We start from the raw sequence: 26,519 nt of genomic DNA, 5'->3' as shown, positions 1-26,519 counted from the left end.
CAATCAGTCCGCGGCCCGCTCTCAACGCGAAATTTTCAGTTGTTTAATTCGCCGGCTCAACATCGACGGCAAAGACCACGGAATGTGGGGGCAGCGCGCCATCCTCGGCAGGCTTTGCTGCCTTGCCGTAGCGCTCATAGATCACCGTCCCGGCGACCGACGGCAAGATAAGGGCCTGCCCCGACAAATTGGCGCGCAGAGCCAGCGTCAGATTGGCGAACTTCCACGAGACGGCGACCGCCCCTTCCGGCGCTTCAAGCACGCCACTGCCGATGGCCCAGCTCTGCCGCAGCAGCGGCACGATATAGGTTTTCCGCAGCGCCAGGAGCTCCGAGACGAATGCCAGGTTTTTCCGGCCCTCTTCGCTCTCGCGCAATTGCCAGTCAAGTTTCGAATTCTCGAAGGTCGAAAAGGCATTTGGATCGGGCAAATCGGCCAGGGACCTTTCGGCCTTCAATCCGCCAAAACCCTCGGCTTCCGCCATACGACCCTCGCGGACTATTTTGGCGAGCTCGCCCGTGTAATCGGTGAAGAAATAGAAGGGCTGCCTCTCCCTATATTCCTCCCCCATGAAGAGAAAGGGAATGTGCGGTGAGAGCAGGAGTATCGCTGTCAACGCATCCAGCATATCGGGATCGGAAAGGCTTACCAGCCGCTCGCCGAAAGCGCGGTTGCCGATCTGGTCGTGGTTCTGCAGGAAATCGACAAAGGCGGTCGGCGGCAGGTAGCGACGCTCCCCGACGGGCAGTTCCGGCGGATCGGTTCGATCAGGATAGATAAAGCCGTGCTGAAGCGCGATGCGAAGCTTATGCCAGAGCTGATCGGCGAAAGGCTTGTAGTGGCCGACCGTTTCACCGGTCGCGATGATGTGCGCTACATGATGAAAATCATCGTTCCATTCGGCCTCGTAGGCTTTGGGAGCGCCGCTCTCGTCACGGTCCAGCAACTCCACGAGATTGCGCTGGTCTTCGACGACGAGATGGACGTGCCTGTCGGCGAAGGCGGCTTTCACTTCGTCGGCCATAGCCGACAGCACATGCTTTTCGGACGTGTCGTGGATTTGCTCCACGGCATCGAGCCTGAGCCCGTCCAGCCGGAACTCGTCGATCCAGTAGATCGCATTCTCGATGAAAAAGTGCCGTACCGGATTTCGCCCGAAATCGATTGCCGCCCCCCAGGGCGTTTCCCGGTCTTCGCGGAAGAAGCCCGGCGCATAGCTGGGGAGATAATTGCCCTCGGGTCCGAAATGATTGTAGACGACATCGAGCAGCACCATGATGCCAAGGCCATGCGCCGTATCGATGAAGGCCTTGAAATCGGCCGGCGTGCCATAAGCGGAATGCGGCGCATATTGTAGCACACCGTCGTAACCCCAGCCGCGATTACCGGCAAATTGCGCAACGGGCATCACTTCGACAGCCGTGATGCCGGTTTCCGCGAGATGCGTGAGCTTCTCCGCCGCAGCACGGAACGTACCCTCGGGCGTAAAGGTACCGATATGGATTTCGCTGATGATCGCCTCTTCCCAGGGGCGGCCGCGCCAGCCAGAATTCTGCCATCGATAGTGGGGATCGACGATCAATGATGGGCCATGCACATCCCCGGCCTGCCTTCGCGACGCCGGGTCCGGCACAGCCCTTCCGTTCGGCAGAACGAACATATACTCGTCGTCGGCAAATGCCTCCACCACAGTTACCTCGAACCAACCGTCGCCAATATGCTCCATCGAGATATCTCGGCCCCGATGCCGCAGCGATAGCGCGTCCGCGCCTGGTGCCCAAAGGCAAAAACGCGCGCCGTTGCCCTCAATGAGCTTTGCGCCCCAGCGCGCCGTGATCCTGCCAGTTTGTGAAATCTGGTTCATCCCTCACCCCGTCTGATTTCCATCAGCATCAAATTCCTGAGGCTGCGCGTTGTTCCGAACAGACAGGAACAATCCGAAGCGTGATCGGTTGAAGGTGAAAGCCAAGGGATCGCCGTCATGAACGTCGCACCGAAATTCGGTCCTGCCTTCACGCTTGAAAACGCCGACGCCGCCAACCTCGATCAGCTCGAACGTCAGGCGGAAGCCCGCACGCGCTGCGACCTCTACAAGAACGCAACCCAGCTCGTCTTCGGCGAAGGATCGCAAAAGGCCGATATCATGCTTGTCGGCGAACAGCCCGGCGACAAGGAGGATATTGCAGGCCACCCCTTTGTCGGCCCGGCCGGACGCCTGCTCGACATCTGTCTCGAGGAGGCTGGGCTCGAGCGCTCGCGATGCTACGTCACCAATGCGGTCAAGCCCTTCAAGTTCGAGCCTCGCGGCAAGCGCCGCCTGCATTCGAAGCCCAACACGGGGGAGATCCAGCGCTGCTCCTGGTGGCTCGGGGCTGAAATCAACCTCGCGCAGCCGAGTCTCCTCGTCGCGCTCGGTGCGACCGCACTTTATTCTCTCCTTGGCTCAAAGGTGAAACTGACAGCCTCACGCGGTCACATCCTCACGCCGGAGAACCGTCCGCCGGTTCTCGTGACCATCCGCCCTTCCTTCCTCCTGCGGATTTGCAAGGAAGAGGATTTCGCGCTCCAGCGTGCGAATTTTATCGAGGAGTTGCGCCACGCTGTCCAATATCAAGGCAACTAGAACGAGTTGCTGCCTATAAATATTGCAACGCAAAAATATTTCCGACAGACTTGGCAAATCCACTTGAAACCGGCCCCATAGTCTGGAACCTTTTTCAAAGGTATCGCGTTCGAACGACGGCATGTTGTGACTGGAGATCAGCGATGGCAGAAACTCGGGACGAGTGGATAAAGAAACGTGCATATGCCCTCTGGGAAGAAGAGGGGCACCCGATGGGAAGGGATTCCATCCATTGGGAACAAGCAAGGGCCGAGCATGACGCCCTCAAGGGGGCTTCAAAATCTCCAAACGGCAAGGAAGTGAAACCTAGGGCGAAGCGTGCGGCCGCAGCCAAGACGGCGGCACCGGCAACTGAGGTCACGAATGGCGGCGAAGCCAAGAAACCTGCCAAACAGGCGGCAACAAACACAAAGACCGACGGCATCGTCAAACCCGCCCCGAAACGGACAGCCGTACGCAAATCTGCTTCCTGACAGGAAATATTCAGTTGCAGTGAAAGAGGGCGCTCGGAATAGCGCCCTTTGGCCCGTTTTGTCATAAGTTTGAATTGGTTCCACGCTAAGAAGTTCATGAAGCGCCAGCTTCTGTGCGGGGGGTGACCACAAGCCGAATGAAACGTCCGTCTGGACAGCTTTGTAAAAAAGCTGCGTCCACCCCTCGAAACGGGGAACAGGAACCTCTTCCGTTTGTTTCTGCCCACAGGCAAACGGAGGACGTCGCCATGAACAGCTGTTTTGCTGCTCTCATACCGGTCCGCGTGGCCTGCGCCGGTGGTTTTCAAGCGCGGGTGTAGGGGATGGAGATGTCGCTTCTTTTCATCGCCGCCCTGCTCTACGTCGGCTTCGCGCTCGGCCTGATCCTTTTTGTCGATAATATAGTCGGCATATTTTTCCGTGATCCGCGCAAACCAATCCAGTTTCGATCTTTCGTGTTAAGTCGCGCTTTTGCCGCCTCGCAGAAACTGGACCCGAAGCAGGAAATATAAACGCCCTGGCTGAAGTAATCGGAGCTTTGCCCGGTTAACGATATTTGTAGCTCGGCCTTTCCCTTATGTCCCACGCCTCTATTTTGTCGACATGGACCGGCAAGCCCGGTGCGGACTATGCCGCAGCAATGAATGAAAGCGATTTTTGATGGCACGGGTTGGGGGCCGCTGGCCAGAAGGCGATAGCGAAATCGGCAATCTGCTGCGCCGGGGAAACATAGACGCAGCCGGCATCGGGCCGGTCGAGGCATGGCCAAGTTCCCTCAAGCACATCGCGGAAATGGTGGTCAATTCACGCCAGCCGAAATTCGTCGCCTGGGGTTCGGAACTCGCCTTTATTTACAACGACGCCTATGTCGCGATCTTCCCCGAACGGCATCCTGCATCCCTCGGAAAACCCTTCCACAAGGTCTGGTCGGATATCTGGCCGCAATTCGAGCCGATCGTGCAGGCAACGCTCGATGGACGGTCGCAGCTCTACAAGGAACTTCTCGTTCCCATGAGGCGCGAAGGCCAGACGGAGGACACGTGGTTCACCTTTTCCTATACGCCGCTGCGGGACGACGACGGCAAGGTCGCCGGCATTCTCTGCGCGACAATGGAAGTGACGGACCAGGTGCTTGGCAAACGCCGCGAGAGCATCGCGCTGGATGAGGCGCGAAAAAAATCCACCACACTCGCTGTTGTCAATCGCGCCGGTGCGGCAATCACGGCCGAGCTTAACGTCGATCGCCTGACACAGATCGCCGTCGATGCCGGCGTGACGTTGACGGACGCCGAATTCGGCGCGTTCTTCTACAATGTCGACGATGGTGAAGGCGGCAGTTACATGCTTTACGCGCTGTCTGGTGTTGAACGGAAACATTTCGACAGGTTTCCGATGCCGCGCAACACCAAGGTCTTTGCGCCGACTTTCAACGGCGAGGGCGTCGTGCGCTCCGACGATATCCTGCTTGATCCGCGCTACGGGCAGAATGCGCCGCATTCCGGCATGCCCAGCGGCCACCTTCCTGTGCGCAGCTATCTCGCCGTTCCGGTCAAGTCGCGCGACGGCAGCGTCATTGGTGGACTGTTCTTCGGTCACAGCCAGCCCGCCCGCTTTTCGGATGCGGCAGAGGCAAGCCTTGTCAGCCTGGCGGGCCAGTCTGCCGTCGCAATCGACAACGCCAGGCTCATCCGCGCTGCAGAGGTCGAAATCGCCCAGCGCCGCGGTGCCGAGGACCAGCTCCGTAAGCTGAACGAAACGCTTGAGGTTCGCGTCGCCGCCGAAATCCTCGAACGCCAGCAGGCGGAAGCAGCCCTGCAGCAGGCGCAGAAGATGGAATCGATCGGCAAGCTCACCGGCGGCGTAGCCCACGATTTCAACAATCTGCTGCAGGTCATTTCAGGCAATCTCCAGCTTCTCGGCAAGGATGTGACGAATAACGGCCGAGCCAAGGAGCGCATTGCCAACGCGCTATCCGCCGTCGAGCGCGGATCGCGGCTCGCCAGCCAGCTTCTCGCCTTCGGCCGCCGCCAGCCGCTGGAGCCGAAGGTGATCAATATCGGCCGCCTCGTCTCTGCCATGGATGACATGCTGCGCCGCGCGCTGGGTGAGGAAATCGAAGTGGAGACCATGGTCTCCGGCGGCCTCTGGAACAGTTTTGCCGATCCGATCCAAATTGAGAACGCACTGCTGAACCTTGCGATCAACTCACGTGATGCAATGGATGGCGCCGGCAAACTGACGATCGAAGTGGGCAATGCCTTTCTCGACGATTCCTATAGCCGCACTCATCCGGAGGTCGCAGCCGGCCAATATGTGGTGCTCGCCGTCACCGACACCGGCTCAGGCATGCCACCGGAGATCATCGAGCAGGCTTTCGAACCGTTCTTCTCAACCAAACCTGAGGGTAAGGGTACCGGTCTCGGCCTTTCCATGGTCTACGGTTTCGTCAAGCAGTCCGGCGGCCATGTGAAGATCTACAGCGAGATCGGAGAAGGCACGACGGTGAAGCTTTATCTTCCCCGCTCCTTCCAGAGCGAGGACCGGATAGCCACTGGCGACAATGTTCCCGCAACCGGCGGCACCGAGACTATTCTGGTCGCCGAGGATGATGAAGGTGTGCGTACAACCGTCGTCGAGATGCTGACCGATCTCGGCTATTACGTCCTGAAGGCCAAGGATGCGCAGAGCGCGTTGACCGTGATCGAGAGCGGCGCGCATATCGACCTGCTTTTTACCGACGTCGTCATGCCTGGTCCGCTGAAGAGCCCTGAACTCGCGCGCATGGCCCGCGAGCGGCTGCCCAACGTCGCCGTGCTTTATACGTCAGGCTATACCGAAAACTCGATCGTCCATGGCGGCTGGCTGGATCCCGGCCTGGAGCTCCTCTCCAAGCCCTATACACGGGAGGCCTTGGCGCGAAAAGTCCGCCACGTCCTCGTCAATCAGCCACAACGCCGCCAGAGCAACCCGGTGCCGCTGCCAGACAGCGCGCAGCCGCGCGACATCGTCCAGGCCAGGCTGAAACTTCTGTTGGTCGAGGATGATGCCTTCATCCGCATGGATACAGCCGAAATCCTGCGGGACCTCGGCTATGACGTGATCGAAGCCGACAGCGGCGAACAGGGCATCGAACTCCTGCACAGCACGGATATAGATATCGTCGTTGCCGATGTCGGCCTGCCGGGCATGTCCGGCCCGGCCTTAGCAGCGCTGGCGCGCGAAGCCTTCCCTTCGGTCGGCCTGGTCTTTGCGACCGGCAACAGCAATCTGCCGGATGCGAACCGTTTTTCCGGTTCTGTGCTGCTGCCAAAGCCGTTTACCACTGCAGCACTCGACCGCGCAGTGAAGACCGCTGCCAGCCAGCGCCCCATAGCATAGGGGCCCCTGACTGCCTCGGGCCTTCGAGTTCCGGAAATTTCCCGAACTGGTGGCGGCCGGGAAGGCCCGGAACTTTTTACATGGCCAGCGGTTGAGCCTCTTTCGAAACAGAGGAGGCAGCCATGCCGAAAGGTGACAAATCTGCTTATACCGACAAGCAGAAGAGAAAGGCCGAGCATATCGAGGAAGGCTATGAGGACCGCGGTGTATCCCAAGGGGAGGCCGAACGCCGCGCATGGGCAACCGTCAACAAGGAAAGCGGCGGCGGCAACAAATCAGGCTCTGGGCGCGGCAAGAAGGATACGAACGAATCCTCCGAAAAAGGCGGAAAGATCGGCGGACACGCCTCCGCATCCCGCTCGAAAGAAGAGCGTTCCGCTTCCGCCAAGAAGGCAGCCGCCACTCGCAAGCGCAACGAGCACCACGCCCATCACTGACGGCACGATCAGCTAGGTAGCGGGCAGACTCGCGCCGCATGTCGCTGCGAAGGAAACGCACGATGGCGAAAAGCAAGAAAAAATAGTCACAGCGTGTCACCGAAAACAGTGACGCCCTGGTCCTTAAGGAAGGCGCATTCGCCTCCGACGATCCGAAAAAGATCGCCGATTGYCTGAAACACTCGGCCGAAAACAGCGACCGGCGCAAATCGAATCCCTTCCAGTCGGCCATGTCGATGCTGAATTTCTACATCAACCGCGCTGACGACCAATTGACGAAGAAGCAGACGGGCACACTTGAAAAGGCGAAGGACGAACTTCGCAAGGATTTCAGCCGCCAACCAAGGCGTTAAAGACACTACGAGGACAAATGACTTACGAGCTTTATTATTGGGACGGCATCCAGGGCCGTGGAGAATTTGTGCGGCTGGCGTTCGAGGAAGCGGGTGCCGACTATATCGACATGACCCGCCAGTCCGGCCCCGGTCGTGGCACCGGCGCGATGTTGACCATCATGGAAAGCAAAAGCGAGGCGCATATTCCCTTCGCCCCACCCTTCCTCAAGGAGGGCGACCTCATCATTCCGCATGTCGCCAACATTCTTCTCTACCTCGGCCCCAAACTCGGACTGGCACCGGATGACGAAGGGCTGCGCTATGTGGTGAACGGGTTGCAGTTGACGATCACCGATTTTGTAGCCGAGGTGCATGACACGCATCACCCGATCGCCACCTCGCTCTACTATGAAGACCAAAAGGAGGAAGCGAAGGCCCGCTCGGCCGATTTCACCAGGGAGCGCATCCCGAAATTCCTCGGCTATTTCGAACGCGTGCTGCAGCAGAATCCGTATAGCGCCAAACATGTAGCCGGCGATGCACTGACGTATGTGGACCTGTCGCTCTTCCAGATCGTCGAAGGCCTCGTTTATGCGTTTCCAAAGGCGATGAGCAGCTACCGCAGCAAATATCCGCTGCTTGCCGCCCTCCATGACAGCGTCGAGCATCGCCCCAACATCGCTCGCTATCTGAAATCCGACCGGCGCTTGCCTTTCAGCACGGAAGGCATTTTCCGCCACTATCCGGAACTCGACATGGATGCTTCCTGATCAGGGATTGCTCCTGTTGAATGCGTAACCCGCAGTTCCGCTGCGGGTTCTTTTTATTCACTCGGGAATGCTGCGACGCGTCAGGAAATCCAGCATGCGGTTCTCATCCGCCCGAAGCCCACGCAGGGGCTCGCTACCGCCCTCCTCCAGCGTCTCATCCTTGGCCGAAAGCGCAATGATTGCCGGGTGGATGTAGCTGGAGCGCGAGATCGCCGGCGTATTGTGCAGGGCGTCTGCCGCAGCCTCCGACATTTCCTTGACGGACGGCCGCCGTCCTTCTGAAGCGGCGCTGCGCGCTGCGCCGAAAGCGGCAAGCGAACCTGCCCATGTACGGAACGTCTTGGCGGAAATGGCAATGCCCGAGATCTCAGCGAGATAGGCATTCAACCGGCCGGAATCGATCGGCCTTAGCGCCCCGGTCTCATCCTTCCAGACGAAAAGCTGCCTGCCCGGCAGATCGGCGATCTCTTCCAAAATCTTCTGCAGGCGCGGATGTTTGAGACTGCGCTGGACCCGTTTGCCACCCTTGGCGCGGAATTTCAGCTCGATACGCCCATCGACCATCTTCAGATGACGTTTCAACAGGGTCGTTGCACCATAGGTGTCGTTCTCCTTCACATAGGCTTGGTTGCCGACACGCAGATGCGCTTCGTCGAGCAATATCGTCAGCGCCGCAAGCACGCCGTTGACGTCCTCCGCACCGGTATCGAGATGGCGCAGCACCGTTCGCCGGATCTTTGGCAGCGCATTGCCGAATTCGATGAGTTGATGGAATTTTCCGGTGCTGCGGAAGGATTGCCAGTCCTTGTGATAACGGTATTGTTTGCGGCCACGGACATCGAAGCCGGTCGCCTGCAAATGCCCGTTCTCGTCAATGCAGATCCACACATTGTCATAGGCCGGCGGCAAGCCGAGCGCACGGATGCGCGCCCGCTGGATCTCATCGGCCAGTGTTTTCCCGTCCGGCAACGTATAGCTGAAGCCCTTTCCCTTCCGTCGTCTGCGGATACCGGGTTCGGTATCGCTGACATAAACCAGGCCAAGCTCGGTGATGACGTCGGCATTCATTCTTGCTACTGATCCGTCACTTGCTCCGCCGACCAAAATGGAACCACCTGCGGCGCTCAGCCTTGCTTGCATCCTTTGGCGGTTTGGTCTGCCCCTTCGGCGCAAAGACTGCGATGCTTTGGGCATAAACCATCACGGGGCTTTCCTGCTCATGAAGGTTGAAACCGTCGTCCTCCGCCCCGGTATCCAGCACGCGAGCCCATTGCTTCAGGCCATTGACCTCGGGCAAATACACCTCGCAATCGCCGCCGGCGTTGAAGACCAGATAGAGATCATCCATCTCTTCCGTCTCAGGGGAATGCGCACTCTTAGAAAGATAGACGCCGAGCACCTGAAGCCCGTCGTCATTCCAAGCGCCGTCATCCATGAAGTTGCCATCCGGTTTGTACCAGGCGATTTCGATGCGTCCGTCCTCGGTACTGTCACCCGTCAGAAAACGCTCCTGCCTCAGCACGGGATGCGCCTTGCGGAAGGCAACCGCATTGCGACAAAAATCGAGGAACGGATCATCGAGGCCATCCCACTTCGTCCAGCCGATCTCATTGTCCTGGCAATAGGCGTTGTTGTTGCCGCCCTGGCTGTTGCCGATCTCGTCGCCGGCGAGGATCATCGGGACGCCCTGGGAGAGCATCAGCGTCGCCATCATGTTGCGGCGACGGCGCGCGCGAAGCCTGTTGATGTCCTCGTTATCGGTCGTGCCTTCGGCACCCATATTATCGGAATGATTGTCCGAATGACCGTCCCTGTTATCCTCGCCATTCGCCTCGTTGTGCTTGTCGTTGAAGGAAACCGTGTCGGCCAGCGTGAAGCCGTCATGGGCCGACAGCAGGTTGATCGATGAAGTCGCGCCGCGATCCGAATGGTTGAACTGAACCGCCGAGCCGGTGATACGTTGCGAGATCTCCGATACCATGCCGCCATCGCCTTTCCAGAAGCGGCGCACGTCGTCACGGAACTTATCATTCCATTCGCGGAAGGGATGGGGGAAGCCGCCGACCTGATAGCCGCCGTCGCCGACGTCCCAAGGCTCGGCGATCAGCTTGACGCCGGCAAGGATCGGGTCCTGACGGATTGCGCCGAAGAACAATCCCTGCCGGTCGAACTCCAGATCCTGGCGGCCGAGCGTGCTGGCGAGATCGAAGCGGAAGCCGTCAATATGCATGGCGCTAACCCAGTAGCGCAGGCTGTCCAGCACCATGCGCATGACCATGGGATTGGCAACGTTCAGCGTATTGCCGGTCCCGGTCGTATCGAAGGTGTGGCGCGGATCATCAGGCGAAAGGATGTAGTAGCTCGCATTGTCTAGCCCGCGGAAGGAAAGGGTCGGTCCTTTCTCGCTGCCCTCGGCCGTGTGGTTGTAGACGACGTCCATGATGACTTCGATGCCGGCGGCATGGAACTTCTTCACCATGGTCTTGATCTCGGTGATCTTGTCGCCCGAGAGATAGCGTGCCTTCGGCGCAAAGAAACCGAGTGTCTGGTAGCCCCAGTAATTCGTCAACTTCTTCTCTTCGAGATAGCGGTCGTTGGGGAAGAACTGGATCGGCAGCAGCTCGATCGCCGATATGCCGAGCTTTACGAGATGATCGATGATCGGATCGCTGCACATGCCGAGAAAGGTGCCACGCAGCCTGTCAGGCACTTTCGGATGCAGCATCGTCAGTCCGCGGACATGCGCCTCATAAATCACCGTCTCCGGCCATGGCCGCCGTATTGCTTCTTCACCAGCCCAATCGAAATCCGGATCCTGAACGATACCCTTGACCATGTAAGGCGCGCTGTCGCGCTCATCGAAGGAAAGATCGTCCTTTCCGATCGTATAACCATAGAGCGCATCATCCCATTTGAGATCGCCGAGCACCTGCTTGGCATAGGGATCGAGCAGCAGCTTGTTGGCATTGAACCGATGGCCGTTCTTCGGATCGTAGGGACCGTGCGCGCGGTAGCCGTAGACGGTGCCTGGACCGACGCCGGCAATATAGCCCGACCAGATATCACCCTCGCGCTTCGGCAGCGGCAGCCGGGCAATCTCCTTCTTGCCGTCGGGAGAGAAGAGGCAGAGCTCCACCTGTTCTGCATGCGCGGAGAAAACCGCGAAATGCGTGCCTGAACCGATATATTCCGCCCCCAGTTCCGGTTTCAGGAAGTCGAGTTCGGAAAAGGAAAAGCTCATGACGCCCCCGTTTGTTAAATGGCCAAGCGGGAAACGTCATTGCGGTGCGAAAGTTCCGTAAATTGCGATCTTTCCAGCCCCAATCAGGGCATCAGCTGGCCGCCATTAACCTCGAGGATCTGGCCCGTCACATAGCCTGAAAACGTCGGCGAGGCGAGGAAGAGATAGGCGCCGACGCAATCTTCCGATGTACCGACGAAGCCCATCGGGATCGACTTTCGCTGCATCTCCATCTGTTCGTCATTCGTGTAACGCTCGTGGAAAGGCGTTGCGATGACGCCGGGTGCGACCGCATTGACGCGAATCCTGTCGGCAACGAATTCCTTGGCGTGGCCGCGGGTGATCGTCGAGACAAAGCCTTTGGAGGCCGCATAGAGGATCGCGCCGTTGCCGCCGCCATTGCGGGCAGCAATCGAGGTCGTGTTGATGATGAAGCCACCCTGCTTCTTCAGCCAGGGATGGGCGGCGCGCGTTGCAGCCAGAACCGAGCGGGCATTGAGATTCATGACCTTCTCATAATGCTCGTCGGTATATTCTGAGGTCGGCTTGCGGCCGAGCATGCCGCCGGCATTGTTGATGAGACCGTCAAGATGGCCGAAGGTCTTGGCCGTCTCTTCGACGACACGCTCCGTTTCGCCCTCCCGCGACACGTCGCCATGCACCAGATGCACTGCGCCGCCCGCTGCCTTAATCTCATCGGCAAGCTTTTCGGCTGGTTCGCGGCTTGAATTGTAATGAATACCGACCTTGACGCCCTGCGCGGCAAAGGCGCGCGCAACGGCCGCGCCGATGCCCGTGGAAGCGCCTGTTATCAGCACGGCCTTGCCGGCGAGGTCAGGAATTTTGATGGATGCAAGCAATTGAGCAAGATCTGCCATGGCGACGATAGCCTCCCGAAAAACCAAAGACATAGGTGATAAAACGATATGTGCCAGTCTTAGCAGGGGAGATTGGCGAAGGGCAATGCACGAAAGAGCGAGATGCCATGCCTCCGGCGCCGGCGCCGCCGTTGACAAATGACCGACGGGCCAAACTTTCGGCCTTGCCTACCGATCCCTTCTCATCGACCTTGCCGACGGAGCAACTCATCCTTCGGTGCTGGCACTCGGCAGTCGCCTCTCCATCCGCGTGCCCTACGGAATCGCGCTCAGGCGCGACAATTCCGCTTTTCGACTTCCCGTCGACCGCACGCTGACCCCAAGCTGCTCAAGACCTATTTCGGCGCCGAGGCGCCGGTCGTGCGCAGCGAAATCATGATGCAATCAATTCCCGAATAAACGGCTCTCAGACCCTTTCGAGCGCCACGGCGATGCCCTGACCGACGCCGATGCACATGGTCGACAGCGAATAGCGGCCGCCGGTTTCGCCAAGTTCGAGAGCTGCAGTACCGGTGATACGGGCGCCTGACATGCCGAGCGGATGACCGAGCGCGATCGCCCCGCCATTGCGGTTTACTCGCGGATCGTCATCGGCAATGCCGAGTTCTCGCAGCACCGCCAGACCCTGGCTGGCAAAGGCCTCGTTGAGTTCGATAACGTCGAACTGGTCCTGCTTCAGGCCGAGCCGCACCATCAGCTTTCGCGAAGCCGGTACCGGGCCGATGCCCATGACACGAGGCGGAACAGCCCCAGCCGCACCTCCGAGAACGCGGGCGATCGGCGTCAGCCCGTATTTCTTCGCCGCAGCTTCCGAGGCGATGATAAGGGCGGCCGCCCCATCATTGACGCCCGAAGCATTGCCGGCCGTCACCGTGCCGCCCTGACGGAAGGGCGTCGGCAATTTTGCGAGTGCTTCCATGCTGGTTGCGCGCGGATGCTCGTCCTTCTCGACCGTGATGGGATCGCCCTTGCGCTGCGGGATGGTCACCGAGGTGATTTCCTTGGCCAGCCGGCCGCTTGCCTGGGAGGCAGCAGCCTTCGCCTGCGAGCGGACAGCGAAGGCATCCTGGTCTAGGCGGCTGACCTTGTAATCTTCGGCGACGTTTTCGCCCGTCTCCGGCATGGAATCGACGCCGTATTGCTTCTTCATAAGGGGATTGACGAAACGCCAGCCGATCGTCGTGTCGTGGATTTCGGCAGCGCGCGAAAAAGCGGTCTCGGCCTTCGGCATCACGAAGGGCGCACGCGACATGCTTTCAACACCGCCGGCGATCATCAGTTCTGCTTCGCCTGATCGAATGGCACGCGCTGCGGTGATGACGGCATCCATGCCCGAGCCGCAGAGCCGGTTGATCGTCGTGCCCGGCACCGAAACCGGCAGACCGGCGAGAAGCAGCGACATTCGCGCGACGTTTCTGTTGTCCTCGCCCGCCTGATTGGCGCAGCCGAAGATGACGTCATCGACCGCTTCCCAGTCGACGGAGGCGTTCTTCGCAATCAGCGCCTTCAGCGGAATGGCGCCGAGATCATCGGCACGCACGGAGGAAAGTGAGCCGCCATAACGGCCGATCGGCGTACGGATATAGTCGCAGATGAAGGCTTCGGTCATAGACTTGTCCTCAAAGTTCTGGAACGACGAGGTCGGCAACCGGCCCCTCAATATGGAGCGGGGCGCCCGTCATGGCCTGCAGCTCCTCTATCGACATGGCGTGCAGCTTCTCCCGCAACAAAAAACGCCCGTCCTTGATGTCGATGACGGCATGGCTCGTATAGATACGGGTAATGCAAGCCACCCCCGTCAGCGGAAACGTGCATTTGTCGACCAGCTTCGGCTCGCCGTTCTTGGTGACATGTTCTGTGATGACGCAGACCTGCCTGGCGCCATGAACCAGATCCATGGCGCCGCCGACGGCCGGCACGCCCTTGGCGCCGACGCGCCAGTTGGCGAGATCGCCGTTCTGAGCGACCTGATACGCGCCAAGGATCGCGACATCGAGATGGCCGCCGCGAACCATCGCAAAGCTGTCGGCATGGTGGAAAAAGGCCGCACCCGGCTTCAGCGTTACCGCCTTCTTGCCGGCATTGATGAGATCCCAGTCCTCCTCGCCAGCTTGCGGCGCCTCGCCGAAATTCAGAATGCCGTTTTCCGTATGGAAGATCGCTTGTCGACCCGGCGGCTGATAGCGGGCGACCATTTCCGGAAAGCCGATACCGAGGTTCACATAGGCACCATCGGCAATGTCCTGGGCGGCACGCCAGGCGATCTGGGCGTTGGATAGCTTGATATCTTCTCTGGTGTCGACGGTCATACGTAGGCCACCCCGGCTCGAATGAGCTCTTCTTCCTGTTGCGGATCGGCGATTTCGACGACGCGGTCGACGAAGATGCCGGGTGTGACGACATGCTCGGGATCGATGTCGCCGGCCGACACGATGGTCGAGACCTGGGCGATCGTCTTGGCCGCCGCCATGCACATCAGCGGGTTAAAATTGCGTCCCGCCTTGTTGTAGGTGAGATTGCCGTAGGTATCGCCGACATGTGCCTTGACGATCGCAAAATCGGCCTTCAGCCAGCGTTCCTGCACATAATGCCGGCCATCGAATTCCGCGATCACCTTGCCCTCGGCCAGCTCGGTTCCGTAACCCGTCGGCGTGTAGAAGGCCGGAATCCCGGCACCGCCGGCGCGAATGCGCTCGGCAAGCGTGCCCTGCGGAACAAGCTCCAACTCGATCTGACCGGCCAGATATCTATCGGTGAAGGCACGCGGATCGGATGAGCGCGGGAAGGAGCAGACCATCTTCCTGACCATGCCGGCATCGATCATCGCGGCAATGCCGATACGGCCATTGCCGGCATTGTTGTTTATCACCGTGAGGTTCTTCGCCCCTTTGTCGATCAAGGCGTGAATGAGCTCAATCGGCGCACCCGAGCCGCCGAAACCACCGATCATGACGATGGCACCATCGCCTATTTCGGAGACGGCGTCGGCCGCGCTCCCCATTGTCTTGTCCATGCGGGATCTCTCCTTGCTGGATGAGGCCTCCTCGTGCCTCCCTGACCACAGGGATAGAGCGAGAGTACCGGTTACGGCAAGAATTTTGTGCGTTATATGATATTTGTTTACATAACGCACAAATGAAATTTGCGAGCGAATGTGCTGCGCGCTATTGGGCTCCCGCAGAAGGCAGTGCGTCTCATGGGTCGGCAGTCATCCGCTGGCAGTCCAGCAAGCCGGTTCTCAATGACGTCAGGTTGTTGACAAGACAGGTCGAGACAAGACTGGCAGAAGAGAAACGCTCAAAAAGGTGGGAGACACGGCCACGCTACCGGGAGGCTCGACTTGGCGGGATTGCTTTCAGCCGTGTCACGCTGTCGGGCTTAGCGTCCCCTGCTTTCCCGCGATACCGGCAGTGTTGTGCTTTCCCAATGCCACTCGACATTTCCGGGTACGAAACCGAGCTTGGTGTTCCTGCGGCCAATAATTCGGCGGCTTCCGGTATTCGGCGCCAGATGATCAATATCCGTCAGGAACGCGTCGAAACTGTCACGCCAGCGTGGATCAATGTGGTGGTCGGACGCAAGCATGCGTCGATATTGTTCCCGCAGGAACTTGTGCTTATGAGTTTTTGGCATGGCGCTCGGGTGGGAATGTTGGGGTGTGGGAGCAATAGCGAGCGGGCCGTATAATTTGAGTTTACGTTCGTTGTAAAGTGCCTCTTGTCGCAAACATAGATCAGCCGCCGCTTTCATCCGGCGCGCTGCGCCTGGCGGAACCCGGCCGCGAAGCGACGTAGGCAGCGCAAGCCAGGATCAATGCACCGACGATGATCGCGAGGGGAACAGATGGCTTCGAAGTAACGAAGAATATCGCGTATCCGGCCGACATCCCCGTCAAGGCTAAAATCTTGGATTTCCGGGAAATCGCGCCGTTTTCACGCCAGTCGCGTAGCGAGCCGCCAAATCGACTGCGCATCAGATAGGCCTCCAGGCGTGGGGATGATCGGCTGAAAAACCACGCAGCCAGGATCAGGAAGATCGTCGTCGGCATGAGTGGAAGGATGGCACCGATAATTCCAAGACCGACCATCAACAGACCAAGGCAAATATAAACCGCCCGTTGGAACGAACTGCGCGGCGGGCCGGGCATAGAATTCAATTCACGCACTCCTCATCAGATCGTCAGCCTCACGATGGCCTGCACGAAAGAATTAAGAATCTCCTGCTGGCCCATATCTTGGGGTCGCGGTACCATATTTCACCACACACCTATGGAAGCCTGAATATTTTACGTCGACGGTCGCCCGCCAGATGCGTAAGTTCGTCGAACCAGCACGTCACCCTGCACGCCCATTCCCAACCCGAGCGGAACACCCAGAATGACGACCCACCCTTTCGTCGCAACTGCCTTTTACAACGTTATTGGAACCATGCCTCCGGCTTTGACGGTCGCGAGCGGCGACACAGTCGTAACCCGCACACTTGACGCATGGGGCTACGACGAGAACGACGTCCGGCAGGCAAGCGGCCCAAATCCCATGAACGGGCCAGTCTTCGTCGAGGGTGCCGAACCCGGAGATGCCCTCAAGGTCGAAATTCTGGACATGAAACCCACAAGGGACACTGGGTTCACGCGCAGCGTGTTGGCGGCAAATGTCATTGATCCCGAGGCCGTTCGCGACCTTCCAAGATCTGAAAAGACGCTGTGGGATATCGACCGGCAAGCGATGACTGTGAAATTGAAGGAGCCGGTTGCCGGCATCGAAAATCTGGTTCTGCCATTGTCGCCGATGATCGGATGTTTCGGCGTAGCGCCGAGCCTTGGCCAGGCGATCTCAACGGCCACGAGCGGTGCGTATGGCGGAAATATGGATTACCGCGTGCTCGGTCCCGGCGCGACGATCTGGTTCCCTGTCTTCGCGCCCGGCGCATTGTTCTTTCTTGGCGACTGCCATGCGGTCCAGGGTGACGGCGAAATCGTCGGCACTGGTGTAGAGACGACGTTCGAAGTCACTGTCCGGCTGACGGTTGAAAAGGGAAGGCCGATATCCTGGCCGAGGGCCGAAACTGTTGATGACATCATCACCATCGGCAATGCGAGGCCGCTCGATCAGGCTCTGCAGCACGCGACGACCGAAATGTTGAACCTGCTTGTTATAGACTATGGCCTGACGACGGTGGCGGCCAGCCATCTCCTCGGCCAGGTGATCCGGTACGACATAGGCAACGTCTTCGACCCCGCATATACGGTCGCCTGCCGGATCGAGAAGAAATGGCTTCCCGCGCGCTGACCAATCGCCGCCTGCAACGGTTAGCGACCGAAACCTCACACGGTCATCGGTACGACCAAAGATCCGGTAATCCCAACTTCCGAGCCAACACGAGAAAACCAGACAACCGATGCGGGAAAGTGATTTTGTCAGCGGCTTCGCCCGCGGCCTCAAGGTGATCGAAGCCTTCGGCGAAATGCATCGTCGGCTATCCATCACCGATGCCGCGAAACTCACCGGCCTCGACCGCGCCACGGTGCGCCGCTCGCTGCTCACACTCGCCGAGCTCGGTTACGCCGATTACGACGGCAAATTCTTCACGCTGACACCAAAGATCCTGCGGCTTGGCCATGCCTATCTGGAGGCGACACCGCTGCCGGTGCTCATCCAGCCGCATCTCGATGCCCTCTCCGAGAAGGCCGGCCAGAGCGCGTCGGCGTCGGTGCTCGATGGTACCGAGATCGTCTATGTCGCCCGCGCCTCACAGCGCCGCGTCATGTCGATCAACCTGACGCCCGGAAGCCGGCTTCCCGCCTATTGCGCCTCGATGGGTCGTGTGCTGCTCGCCATTTTGCCGGAGGCCGAGGCCCGGGCTGTTCTTTCCAGAAGCCAGCTGAAGGCGAATACGCCGAATACGAAGACCGACCTCGAGGAATTGATGGCCGAGTTCCGGAAGGTTCGCGCACAGGGCTATGCCGTCATCAATCAAGAGCTTGAACTCGGCCTCTGTTCGATCGCCGTGCCGGTCGAGAATGACCGTGGCCAGACGRTCGCCGCCATCAATATCGGCGCGCCGGCAGCCCATGTGCCGGCGGTCGAGATGGTCGCGCGCTACCTGCCGCTGCTGAAGGAAACCCAGGCCACGCTGCGCACCGTGCTGCGCTAACGCATGTCGCACAAGTGTACGCGGTTTGCGATAACGACATGCGTCAACAAGGGCTGAAAGCGTGGCAAGCAATCTGAAGGATCGCGACACGTTTTAGAAATGCCGAACCATCCAGCCGGCTAAAATCAGCGCGCCGTTCCAGACGACGCAGCCGATTCCGAGCCTGCAGTCAGCCCAAAAAACAGGTCAATGCCGACGGATGGGGCAACCTGCACGAGTTTTTCCAGCATCGCGACAATCATCACACCACAGAGGCCTGTCGCAAGGATACAGGTCACGAAGTCAGGCAAAGCCACACCCGTCACTCCGGCCGGTTTGCAATGCGAAAGACGCTGGCGGGCGGGATATTCAGGCGCACCCGGCCGAGCCTCTCCGCCTGCAGCCCGAACTCATCAAGCACGTCCGACGGTACCGAGCAGGCATGGCCGTAGGTGAACTGGTAGAAGGCGCCGCCACGTTCCAGCAGGCTGAAGCTGCCGCCGACAATGGCCCGGATGATTTCCCTTGGCATATTGCGAAAGGGCAGTCCGCTGACGATTGCCGCCTGCAGTCCAAGTTCTGCCCTGCAGGCCGCGAGCTCGCGCGCATCGCGCTGGAGAATAACTACGTCAGGAAAACGCTGCCGCAGCGGGGCGATGAAGCGGGTTTCAAGCTCCACCAGTGTGAGGTCTCGTGCCGGCAGGCCACGTTTGAGAAGCGCCGCGGTGAAAACCCCTGTGCCGGGGCCGAGCTCCAGCACTTTGCCGGCCGAAGGCCCGATCTCGCTGGTGATCAACCGCGCCAGCCGCCCTCCCGAGGGCACGATCGCGCCGATTTTCCTGGGCTCGGCGAGAAGGGCACTAAAGAAGGCGGCCAGCGGCGGCTGTTGCATGCGGGTCTCCAGCATCGATCATCCGATTCCGGTATTCCCCTTTCAAATGATGCGAGCATGACGTGCACCCGCACCATCGAAAAGATTCATGCAGTCTGGGCCGTCGGCTCGAAGTTCATATTGAAGCTCGCCCCACCGCCCTCTGCATCCGAGACCCACACGCTTCCGTGGTGCAGCTTGACGATCTCGCGCACGAGATGGAGGCCGAGCCCGATGCCCTGGCTGCGACCGTTCGCACGCTGAAAGGGCTCGAAGATCCGCTCCCGGTCCTCTGGCGCGATACCAGGGCCTTCATCGCTGACGGAAATCTGCGCGGGGTGCTCTACGGCAATGGTGATCGTGCCGCTCCTGCCGCCGTGCTGAATGGCGTTCTGCACCAGATTGGCAATTGCCCGTTCCAGCGCGATCTCGTCGCCCAGAATGCGTTCCGGCATCGAGCGCAGTTCGAAATTCGCCTGATAGCCGGCGGCGATGATCAGCGGCGCAAGCTCGGCGGCCTGGCGCCGCGCGATGGTCGCAAGGTCGATGGAGCAATCCGGCACGGGCTCCTGATTGAGCCGCTGCAGGTCGAGCAGCTGCTGGGCCAACGTCGAAAGACGGGCCACATCTTCCAGCAGCCGGTTGGTCGCTTCCGTCGGCGGCATGGTCTCCAGCCGGTTCTGCAGAATAGCGATTGGCGTGCGCAGCTCATGAGCCGCGGCCAGCATGAAGCGTCGCTGCTTGTTATGATCGTCGTCGAGGCGCTGCAGCGTCTCGTTCATGGCGATCACCAGCGGCGCCACCTCCTCGGGCACGTTTTCCAGCGGCAGGCGATAGCCGCGGGTGGTGCCGTCAATACCCTGGGCTGCCTGCGCCACTTCGTTCAATCCGCGGTGGATGCCGCGCGCCACGAAAGGCGTGACCGCCAACGTGATCAGGCCGGTCAGCAGGATAACCGGCAACACGACGCCGGAAGCAATCGCCACAAAGACGACGAGCAGCTTGCCGGCCGGAAGGCTGCCCTGCCGGCCGACGATGACGAGCAGGTCGCCGTGATCGCTCTTGACCTTCTGCAGGCGCGCGGCAATCGTCGCAGGGTTGTCCTCATCCCCATTGAAGCGCGCCTCAGCGATGTCGGTGCCTGAAGCGGCGATGGTGAGATATTGCGCCGGCACATTGCCGTCGGTCAGCACGTGACCCTGCTCGTCGCGCACCAGAAACCAGAAATCGGTCGCCTTCTCACGCTGGTAATCCAGATCCTTGGTATTGGTAATGCGCATCGAACCGTCAGGGTCCCAAACAATCGACCCCGTCGCAGCGTCGATTGCATGCTCGTCGGGAGCGAATATTCCGCTCATGCCGGAGATCCAGAAGACGAAGGCAAAGGCGATTGCGATCAGCACCAGGGTCGCGGCCTGCAGAGCCACCAGCCTGCGGATCAGCCGCCATTTCAGCGAATAGAACTTCATCTTCTTCATGGTCGGGCCTGTCGGATCAGGTAGCCGACGCCGCGGATCGTATGGATTTCGACCCCGGCGCACGCCGCATCGAGCTTGCGGCGCACGCGCGAGACATGCGCATCGAGCGCGTTGGACTGGATCTCGTCATCCATGCCGTAGACCGCTTCTTCGAGACTGGAGCGCTCCACCGTGCGGCCGGCCCGGCGCATCAGCGCTTCCAGCACCAGCAATTCGCGGCGCGGCAGTTCAAGCGCCACGTCGCCGACACGAGCCTCGCGGTTGCGCAGGTCGAAATGCAGCCTTCCGAGGCACAGGCTCTCGATCTCGATATTGCCCGGACGGCGCAGGATCGCTCTCAATCGCGCCATCAACTCCTCGACGGCGAAGGGTTTGGCGAGATAGTCGTCGGCGCCGAAATCGAGCCCCTTGATCCGGTCTTTCAGATCGCCGCGCGCCGTCAACATGATCACCGGGACAGCCGGCTGGATACGACGCGCGTCGGCGATCAGTTCCAGCCCGTCGCCATCAGGCAGGCTGCGATCAAGCAGCAGGGCATCATAGCTGTTCAGTCGCACGGCCTCTTCGGCCGCCTCGATGGTTGAAACGTGGTCCGTGATGATATTGTTGTTGCGGAGCGCCGCCACTAGTACGGCGGCCATTTCCGGTTCATCTTCCGCCAGCAAGACGCGCATTCGACCGTCCAACTTCAAAAACCGCTCTCTGCACAGGCAAGATTGCGTCAGCATGACGCCAAATGCCAGACCGGTATAGCGTCAGTCCCCGAAAGGAAGGCTGATTGCCTCGGTCCGCGCTTCAAAGGCGCGAACGACGGCTGCCATATCCTCCCGCCCGAAGCCCAGATTTTCAGTCTCCGCATAGAGCGCATGGCAGGCATCGAGCAGCGGCGAGGCGATTCCCGCCTGCCGCGCCGCTTCCGCCACCAGTTCGTTGTTCTTCAACACGTCTGAGATCGCCGCCTGCACGGAGAAATCCCGTTCCACCAGCTTGGCGCTCTTGATCCGCGATATGCCGCTCGCCATCTGGCCGGCATCGACCACAGTCTTGAAAAGACCCATATCGAGCCCTTGCCGATCTGCGAAATGGGCGGCCTCCGCAAGCCCGGTCACCGAGGTGATCAGGAAGATATTGACGGCAAGCTTCATCAACAACGCATTTGGCACTGCGCCGCAGACGACCGCCTCCCGGCACATGGGCGTCAGCAGCGGACGGACCTCTTTTACGACATCCGCGTCTCCCGCAAGCATCGCCACAAGCTGGCCCTCCTCCGCCGGCCGGCGCGAACCCGAAACGGGCGCCTCGACATAGCGACCGCCGACGGCACCGATATCCGCTTCAAGCGCTTTCGAATAGGTGGGTGTAGTCGTTCCCATGTGGATGACGACATGCTCGGCAACCCGTTCTGCAAAGGCCGGCGTGTCACGCTCGAGAACCGCATCGATTACCGCGTCCGTCGCAAGCATCAGGATCACGACTTGGGACTTGCGGAAGAGCTCGTCAATGCCGGCGGCCACCTCAGCACCGGCGGCTCGCAGCGTCTCCGCGCTCTCCGGCGAACGGTTCCAGACAATGAGATCCGTGCCTGCGCTTAGGAGATTGAGCGCCATCGGCGTGCCCATCACACCGAGACCGATGAAGCCTGTTTTCATGATTGCCGCCTCTTCAGATGCCTGGGGCGACAAATCTACGAGCAATCGCAGCGACTGTCTTGAAGGTTAGTGCTCAGACGCAGGCTGGCCGGAAATTTCCAACGCCGCCTCACGGATCGTCTGCATGAGGATCGACAGCGGCAGCGAGGGAATGGAATCGGTGCGCACTGTCAGTCCGACCGGTCCCTTCGTCTCGCTCGTATCGATCGGCAGGGCGGCAAGCACACCGTCGGCGATATCCCGTGCGACCACGCCATTGGAAATGATCCAGATCGCGTCGCTGTCACGCACGAAAGCACGGCCGAAGGCATCCGAAACGGTCTCGATCTGGCTCGGCAGGCTGGCAACGCCATTGGCGATCAGGAAATTTTCCACCACCGGGCGGATGATCGACCCGCGGGTCGGCATCAGCAGCGTATAGCGGCCGAGCTCGGCAAAGAGCGATTTGCCGCCGGTTAGCAGCGGATGGCCGGCGCGCACGGCAAAGACCACCTGCTCGGAATGAAGGTGCTCGAAGGAAAAACCCGTCATGCGTTCCGCTCCTGCCAGACGCCCGACGACGAGATCGAGATCGCCGATGCGAAGCTGCTCCAGAAGCACGGCATTGTCGCCGGTGATGATCTTCACCCGGCTCCAGGTGTTTTCCTTGAGAAACAGATCCATCGCCCGCGGCATGATGCGTGTCGAAACCGTTGGCAGCGCGCCGATGCGGATCGGCGGGGCGTCGCCGAACTGCTCCTGCGAGACGGAATCGAGGCCCTGCCGCAGTGCCGTCAGTGCCGCTCCCGCATGGCGCAGGAAGACCTCGCCGTAGCGCGTGATGCGGATGCCGCGCCCATCGCGCTCGAAGACACCGACACCGAGCGCCTGTTCCAGCTCGCGGATCGTCTTCGTCACTGCCGGCTGGCTGACATGCAGGAGTTCGGCGGCCTTCATAACGCTTTTCTGCCGCGCCACCTCGACAAAGGTCTGTAGATGGCGAAACTTGATGCGGCTATCGATCATTGCTTTCATAACCCACGAGTTATTGGAAAGCCGAAAAATATCATTTTACTTAACCGGATCAACTCACCAAATTGGGAGTGGAGGAGATTTAAAGTGCAGTTTGCCAGTATCAACGACGTGACGATCCACTACCAGTTGATCAGCGGACCCGCCGACCGGCCGGTTATCGTCTTTGTCAATTCGCTCGGCACGGACTTCCGCATCTGGCGCGATGTGATCGTGCGTCTTGCCGGCGACTTTGCCATCATCCTCTATGACATGCGCGGCCACGGCCTGTCCGATGTCGGCCAGGTGCCCTACGCCATCGAGGACCATGCGACCGATCTTGCCGGCCTGCTCGACCTGCTGTCGGTGAAGGATGCAATCATCTGCGGGCTTTCGGTCGGCGGCTTGATCGCTCAATCGCTCTATCAGCACCGCGCGGATCTGGTGAAGGCGCTCATCCTCTGCGACACCGCGCACAAGATCGGTACTGCAGAGAGCTGGAACAACCGCATCGCCGCCGTCGAAAAGAACGGCATTGCCAGCATCGTCGACATGGTGATGGAACGCTGGTTTACCCCGGCTTTCCGCCGCCCGGAAAATATCGCCTATGCCGGCTATTGCAACATGCTGATCCGCCAGCCCGTGGAAGGTTATAACGCCACCTGTGCTGCAATCCGCGACACCGATTTCACCGAGGCTGCGGCCAGGATCAAGGTGCCGACCATCTGCATCGTCGGCGATCAGGACGGCTCGACGCCACCGGATCTGGTGCTGTCGAYGGCAAAGCTGATCCCTGACGCGCGCTATGAAGTGATCAAGGACTGCGCCCATATTCCGCCCGTCGAGCAGCCGGAGGCGCTGACGGCGATTATCCGTGCCTTCCTCTCATCGATTGGAGAAAAGAGCCCATGAGCGACACGGCGTCCGAACGCTTTAAGCAGGGCATGGCGACCCGCCGCGCCGTTCTCGGCGATGCCCATGTCGACCGCGCGCAGGCGGCCTCAACCGAATTCGACAAGCCGTTCCAGGAGCTGATCACCGAAGCGGCCTGGGGCCATGTCTGGTCCAGGCCGGAGCTTACGAAGCGCGAGCGCTCGATGATCACGATCGCGCTGCTCGCCGCACTCGGCCAGGATGACGAGGTGGCGATGCATGTGCGCGCCACCGCCAATACCGGCGCCTCCCGGGAGGATATTCGCGAGGCGCTGCTGCATGTGGCAATCTACGCCGGCGTGCCGGCGGCCAATCACGCGATCAAGATCGCAAAACAGGTTTTCGAGCAGATGGACGCCGGCAAGGCGGCCTGAGGGGGAGAGAATGTCCGACTTACCGAACCGCAAGCCTGAGACCGGAGCCTTTTTCGGCCGCGACCGCGCCTGGCATCCGCCGGCCTATACGCCGGGTTACAAGACTTCGATCCTGCGTTCGCCGCAACGCGCGCTGCTGTCGCTCGACGGCACGATCTCCGAAATCACCGGTCCCGTGTTCGGCCATGCGATGATCGGAGAGATGGACAATGACCTGATCCATAACTTCGCCCGCCCCGGTGAAAGCGCCATCGGCGAGCGCATCATCGTGCACGGCCGCGTGCTGGACGAGCGCGGCCGCCCGCAGGCCGGCGTTCTCGTGGAATTCTGGCAGGCCAATGCCGGCGGGCGCTACCGCCACAAGAAGGAAACCTATCTCGCCGCCATCGATCCGAATTTCGGCGGCTGCGGCCGTTTCGTCACCGATGAGGAAGGCCGCTATTTCTTCCGCACCGTGCGGCCCGGCGCCTATCCCTGGCCGAACGGCGTCAACGACTGGCGCCCGGCCCATATCCACTTTTCGATCTTCGGCCACGGTTTCTCGCAGCGCCTGATCACCCAGATGTATTTCGAAGGCGACCCGATGATCTGGAAATGTCCGATCGTCGGCTCGATCCCGGACAAGGCGGCGATCGAGCAGCTCATCGCCCCGCTCGACTGGGGCAATACGATCCCGATGGATAGCCGCGCCTACAAGTTCGACATCGTGCTGCGCGGCCGTCGTTCGACCATGTTCGAAAACAAGCCGGAGGGGAACTGACATGCAGGAACTCGGTTATCTCAAGGAAACCCCGTCCCAGACCGCCGGCCCCTATGTGCATATCGGCCTGACGCCGAATTTCTGCGACATTACGGGCGTCTATGACAGCGATCTCGGCACGCAGATGGTCAATGACAAGACGCTCGGCGAGCGCATCACCGTCAGCGGCCGCATCTTCGACGGCGCCGGCGCACTGGTGCGCGATGCCGTCATCGAGATCTGGCAGGCCGATAGCGCCGGCCTCTACAACAGCCCCTCGGAAATGCGCGGCACAGCCGATCCGAACTTCACCGGCTGGGGCCGCTGCCCTACCCGCGCCGAAGACGGCGTCTACTCCTTCGAGACCATCAAGCCCGGCAAGGTTCCCTTCAAGGACGGCCGCAAGATGGCCCCGCACATCACCTTCTGGATCGTCGCCCGCGGCATCAACATCGGCCTGCACACGCGCCTGTATTTCCCGGAAGAGCAGGAGGCCAATGCGGCGGATCCGATTCTGTCGCGCATCGAGCATCGCGAACGTGTGGCAACGCTGATCGCCACCCGTGACGGGGCGAAGCTGAGCTTCGATATCTATCTGCAGGGGCCGAAGGAAACGGTGTTCCTGGATATTTGAGCCATCTACAGACGGCTTGCCCGCAATCCGTTGGGCAAGTAGCGTCGGTGTAGGTGCCGACGGGTGAACGGGGATTGCCATGAAACGAGATGCCAGATGACCACATCCCCCTTCGACCATCCCTTCCTCTCCGGCTTGCTCGGCGATCCTGAAATTGCCGCTTACTTCTCAGCCGAAGCCGATATCCGGGCGATGCTTTCCTTCGAGGCAGCACTCGCCCAGGCCGAGGCAAACCATGGCCTCATTCCGGCGGAGCCAGCACGGACGATCGGCGAGACCTGTGCAGGTTTTGCGCCTGATATGAAAAGCCTGAAGGCCGCGACCGCCAAGGACGGCGTCGTCATTCCCGATCTCATCCGGMAGCTTCGGCAGGCCACCGGCGAAGAGGCGGCAAAACACCTCCATTTCGGCGCAACCAGCCAGGATGTCATCGACACAAGCCTCATGCTGCGGCTGAAGTCCGTGACCTTCCTCTTCGGCGAACGACTGTACGCCATCGTCACGGGACTGGCCGCCCTTGAGCGACAGTTCGGGAGCAATCTCCTGATGGGCCATACCCGTATGCAGGCCGCAATCCCCATCCC

26 protein-coding genes and 1 pseudogene are annotated in these 26,519 nt (G+C 60.2%); 14 read left to right on the top strand and 13 right to left on the bottom strand.

Annotated features, from left to right (window positions below; all coding sequences use genetic code 11):
• Nucleotides 1-43: 43 nt before the first annotated feature.
• Nucleotides 44-1,864: a malto-oligosyltrehalose trehalohydrolase gene (gene treZ, locus AC1D35_RS25380; protein ID WP_477940597.1), complete on the bottom strand. Its 1,821-nt coding sequence runs from the start codon at nucleotides 1,862-1,864 to the stop codon at nucleotides 44-46.
• 117 nt (nucleotides 1,865-1,981) lie between these two features.
• Between treZ and AC1D35_RS25375 the strand changes: the two genes are divergently transcribed.
• The 7 genes and pseudogenes from AC1D35_RS25375 (at nucleotide 1,982) to AC1D35_RS25345 (ending at nucleotide 8,016) form a co-directional block, all read left to right on the top strand.
• Nucleotides 1,982-2,623, top strand: coding sequence for a UdgX family uracil-DNA binding protein (locus AC1D35_RS25375; protein ID WP_477940595.1), 642 nt, complete (start codon nucleotides 1,982-1,984; stop codon nucleotides 2,621-2,623).
• A gap of 143 nt (nucleotides 2,624-2,766) precedes the next feature.
• Nucleotides 2,767-3,096, top strand: coding sequence for a DUF2934 domain-containing protein (locus tag AC1D35_RS25370; RefSeq protein ID WP_477940593.1), 330 nt, complete (start codon nucleotides 2,767-2,769; stop codon nucleotides 3,094-3,096).
• A gap of 329 nt (nucleotides 3,097-3,425) precedes the next feature.
• Nucleotides 3,426-3,608, top strand: a complete 183-nt coding sequence (locus AC1D35_RS25365) for a hypothetical protein (protein WP_113296836.1) — start codon at nucleotides 3,426-3,428, stop codon at nucleotides 3,606-3,608.
• A 148-nt stretch (nucleotides 3,609-3,756) separates the two neighbouring features.
• Nucleotides 3,757-6,474, top strand: coding sequence for a hybrid sensor histidine kinase/response regulator (locus AC1D35_RS25360; protein ID WP_477940591.1), 2,718 nt, complete (start codon nucleotides 3,757-3,759; stop codon nucleotides 6,472-6,474).
• A gap of 122 nt (nucleotides 6,475-6,596) precedes the next feature.
• Nucleotides 6,597-6,911 (top strand): plasmid stabilization protein, encoded by a 315-nt coding sequence (locus tag AC1D35_RS25355; protein WP_477940589.1) that lies wholly within the window; start codon nucleotides 6,597-6,599, stop codon nucleotides 6,909-6,911.
• Between the two features lie 62 nt (nucleotides 6,912-6,973).
• Nucleotides 6,974-7,264 (top strand): annotated as a pseudogene (locus AC1D35_RS25350) (DUF3175 domain-containing protein).
• A gap of 17 nt (nucleotides 7,265-7,281) precedes the next feature.
• Entirely contained in the window at nucleotides 7,282-8,016 is a 735-nt protein-coding gene (locus AC1D35_RS25345; protein WP_477940587.1) for a glutathione S-transferase, read from the top strand.
• A 57-nt stretch (nucleotides 8,017-8,073) separates the two neighbouring features.
• Here the strand turns inward: AC1D35_RS25345 and AC1D35_RS25340 are convergent, their stop codons facing one another.
• The 7 genes from AC1D35_RS25340 to AC1D35_RS25310 form a co-directional block, all read right to left on the bottom strand.
• On the bottom strand, nucleotides 8,074-9,084 hold the full coding sequence (locus AC1D35_RS25340) for a DNA topoisomerase IB (RefSeq protein WP_477940584.1): 1,011 nt from the start codon (nucleotides 9,082-9,084) through the stop codon (nucleotides 8,074-8,076).
• Between the two features lie 16 nt (nucleotides 9,085-9,100).
• Nucleotides 9,101-11,257: a glycogen debranching protein GlgX gene (gene glgX / locus AC1D35_RS25335; protein ID WP_477855096.1), complete on the bottom strand. Its 2,157-nt coding sequence runs from the start codon at nucleotides 11,255-11,257 to the stop codon at nucleotides 9,101-9,103.
• 83 nt (nucleotides 11,258-11,340) lie between these two features.
• Entirely contained in the window at nucleotides 11,341-12,135 is a 795-nt protein-coding gene (locus AC1D35_RS25330) for an SDR family oxidoreductase (protein ID WP_113296842.1), read from the bottom strand.
• A gap of 406 nt (nucleotides 12,136-12,541) precedes the next feature.
• Complete coding sequence (gene pcaF / locus AC1D35_RS25325; protein ID WP_477940582.1) at nucleotides 12,542-13,744, bottom strand: 3-oxoadipyl-CoA thiolase; 1,203 nt, start codon at nucleotides 13,742-13,744, stop codon at nucleotides 12,542-12,544.
• A gap of 10 nt (nucleotides 13,745-13,754) precedes the next feature.
• Nucleotides 13,755-14,444: a CoA transferase subunit B gene (locus AC1D35_RS25320; protein WP_477940580.1), complete on the bottom strand. Its 690-nt coding sequence runs from the start codon at nucleotides 14,442-14,444 to the stop codon at nucleotides 13,755-13,757.
• Nucleotides 14,441-15,148: a 3-oxoacid CoA-transferase subunit A gene (locus AC1D35_RS25315; RefSeq protein WP_477940579.1), complete on the bottom strand. Its 708-nt coding sequence runs from the start codon at nucleotides 15,146-15,148 to the stop codon at nucleotides 14,441-14,443. The genes AC1D35_RS25320 and AC1D35_RS25315 overlap by 4 nt, the downstream gene beginning before the upstream one ends.
• 720 nt (nucleotides 15,149-15,868) lie before the next feature.
• Complete coding sequence (locus AC1D35_RS25310; protein WP_162747083.1) at nucleotides 15,869-16,282, bottom strand: YbaN family protein; 414 nt, start codon at nucleotides 16,280-16,282, stop codon at nucleotides 15,869-15,871.
• Nucleotides 16,283-16,511: 229 nt separating this feature from the next.
• On the opposite strand from AC1D35_RS25310, the gene AC1D35_RS25305 reads away from it, so the two are divergent.
• Both AC1D35_RS25305 and AC1D35_RS25300 read left to right on the top strand, forming a co-directional pair.
• Nucleotides 16,512-17,423, top strand: coding sequence for an acetamidase/formamidase family protein (locus AC1D35_RS25305; protein WP_477940577.1), 912 nt, complete (start codon nucleotides 16,512-16,514; stop codon nucleotides 17,421-17,423).
• 109 nt (nucleotides 17,424-17,532) lie between these two features.
• A complete protein-coding gene (locus AC1D35_RS25300; RefSeq protein ID WP_477940575.1) occupies nucleotides 17,533-18,288 on the top strand; it encodes an IclR family transcriptional regulator in 756 nt (251 codons plus the stop codon).
• A gap of 301 nt (nucleotides 18,289-18,589) precedes the next feature.
• On the opposite strand, the gene AC1D35_RS25295 is transcribed toward AC1D35_RS25300, so the two are convergent.
• The 5 genes from AC1D35_RS25295 to pcaQ all read right to left on the bottom strand — a co-directional run bounded on the left by AC1D35_RS25295 (nucleotide 18,590) and on the right by pcaQ (nucleotide 23,270).
• Complete coding sequence (locus tag AC1D35_RS25295; protein WP_477855102.1) at nucleotides 18,590-19,174, bottom strand: class I SAM-dependent methyltransferase; 585 nt, start codon at nucleotides 19,172-19,174, stop codon at nucleotides 18,590-18,592.
• Nucleotides 19,175-19,245: 71 nt separating this feature from the next.
• Nucleotides 19,246-20,616 (bottom strand): sensor histidine kinase, encoded by a 1,371-nt coding sequence (locus AC1D35_RS25290; RefSeq protein ID WP_113307921.1) that lies wholly within the window; start codon nucleotides 20,614-20,616, stop codon nucleotides 19,246-19,248.
• Nucleotides 20,613-21,290, bottom strand: a complete 678-nt coding sequence (locus tag AC1D35_RS25285; protein ID WP_477855104.1) for a response regulator transcription factor — start codon at nucleotides 21,288-21,290, stop codon at nucleotides 20,613-20,615. Before AC1D35_RS25285 ends, AC1D35_RS25290 begins: the two co-directional genes overlap by 4 nt.
• A gap of 81 nt (nucleotides 21,291-21,371) precedes the next feature.
• Complete coding sequence (locus AC1D35_RS25280; RefSeq protein WP_477940609.1) at nucleotides 21,372-22,298, bottom strand: NAD(P)-dependent oxidoreductase; 927 nt, start codon at nucleotides 22,296-22,298, stop codon at nucleotides 21,372-21,374.
• A gap of 33 nt (nucleotides 22,299-22,331) precedes the next feature.
• The gene (gene pcaQ, locus AC1D35_RS25275) at nucleotides 22,332-23,270 is read right to left on the bottom strand and encodes a pca operon transcription factor PcaQ (RefSeq protein WP_477940572.1); all 939 of its coding nucleotides are present in this window, start codon (nucleotides 23,268-23,270) and stop codon (nucleotides 22,332-22,334) included.
• 93 nt (nucleotides 23,271-23,363) lie between these two features.
• Between pcaQ and pcaD the strand changes: the two genes are divergently transcribed.
• The 5 genes from pcaD to AC1D35_RS25250 all read left to right on the top strand — a co-directional run.
• Nucleotides 23,364-24,167 (top strand): 3-oxoadipate enol-lactonase, encoded by an 804-nt coding sequence (gene pcaD / locus AC1D35_RS25270; RefSeq protein ID WP_477940570.1) that lies wholly within the window; start codon nucleotides 23,364-23,366, stop codon nucleotides 24,165-24,167.
• Nucleotides 24,164-24,562: a 4-carboxymuconolactone decarboxylase gene (gene pcaC / locus AC1D35_RS25265; protein WP_477940568.1), complete on the top strand. Its 399-nt coding sequence runs from the start codon at nucleotides 24,164-24,166 to the stop codon at nucleotides 24,560-24,562. Before pcaD ends, pcaC begins: the two co-directional genes overlap by 4 nt.
• Before the next feature lie 10 nt (nucleotides 24,563-24,572).
• Complete coding sequence (gene pcaH, locus AC1D35_RS25260; protein ID WP_477940566.1) at nucleotides 24,573-25,322, top strand: protocatechuate 3,4-dioxygenase subunit beta; 750 nt, start codon at nucleotides 24,573-24,575, stop codon at nucleotides 25,320-25,322.
• 1 nt (nucleotide 25,323) lies between these two features.
• Nucleotides 25,324-25,935, top strand: coding sequence for a protocatechuate 3,4-dioxygenase subunit alpha (gene pcaG / locus AC1D35_RS25255; RefSeq protein WP_113296857.1), 612 nt, complete (start codon nucleotides 25,324-25,326; stop codon nucleotides 25,933-25,935).
• A 96-nt stretch (nucleotides 25,936-26,031) separates the two neighbouring features.
• Nucleotides 26,032-26,519 (top strand): lyase family protein (locus tag AC1D35_RS25250; RefSeq protein ID WP_477940564.1); only part of this gene is annotated, 488 nt, incomplete at its 3' end.

The organism is Rhizobium sp. P1_E6 (genome assembly GCF_056405875.1).
The sequence above is the reverse complement of the archived record's forward strand: the minus strand, read 5'-3'. Positions and strand labels throughout refer to the sequence as shown.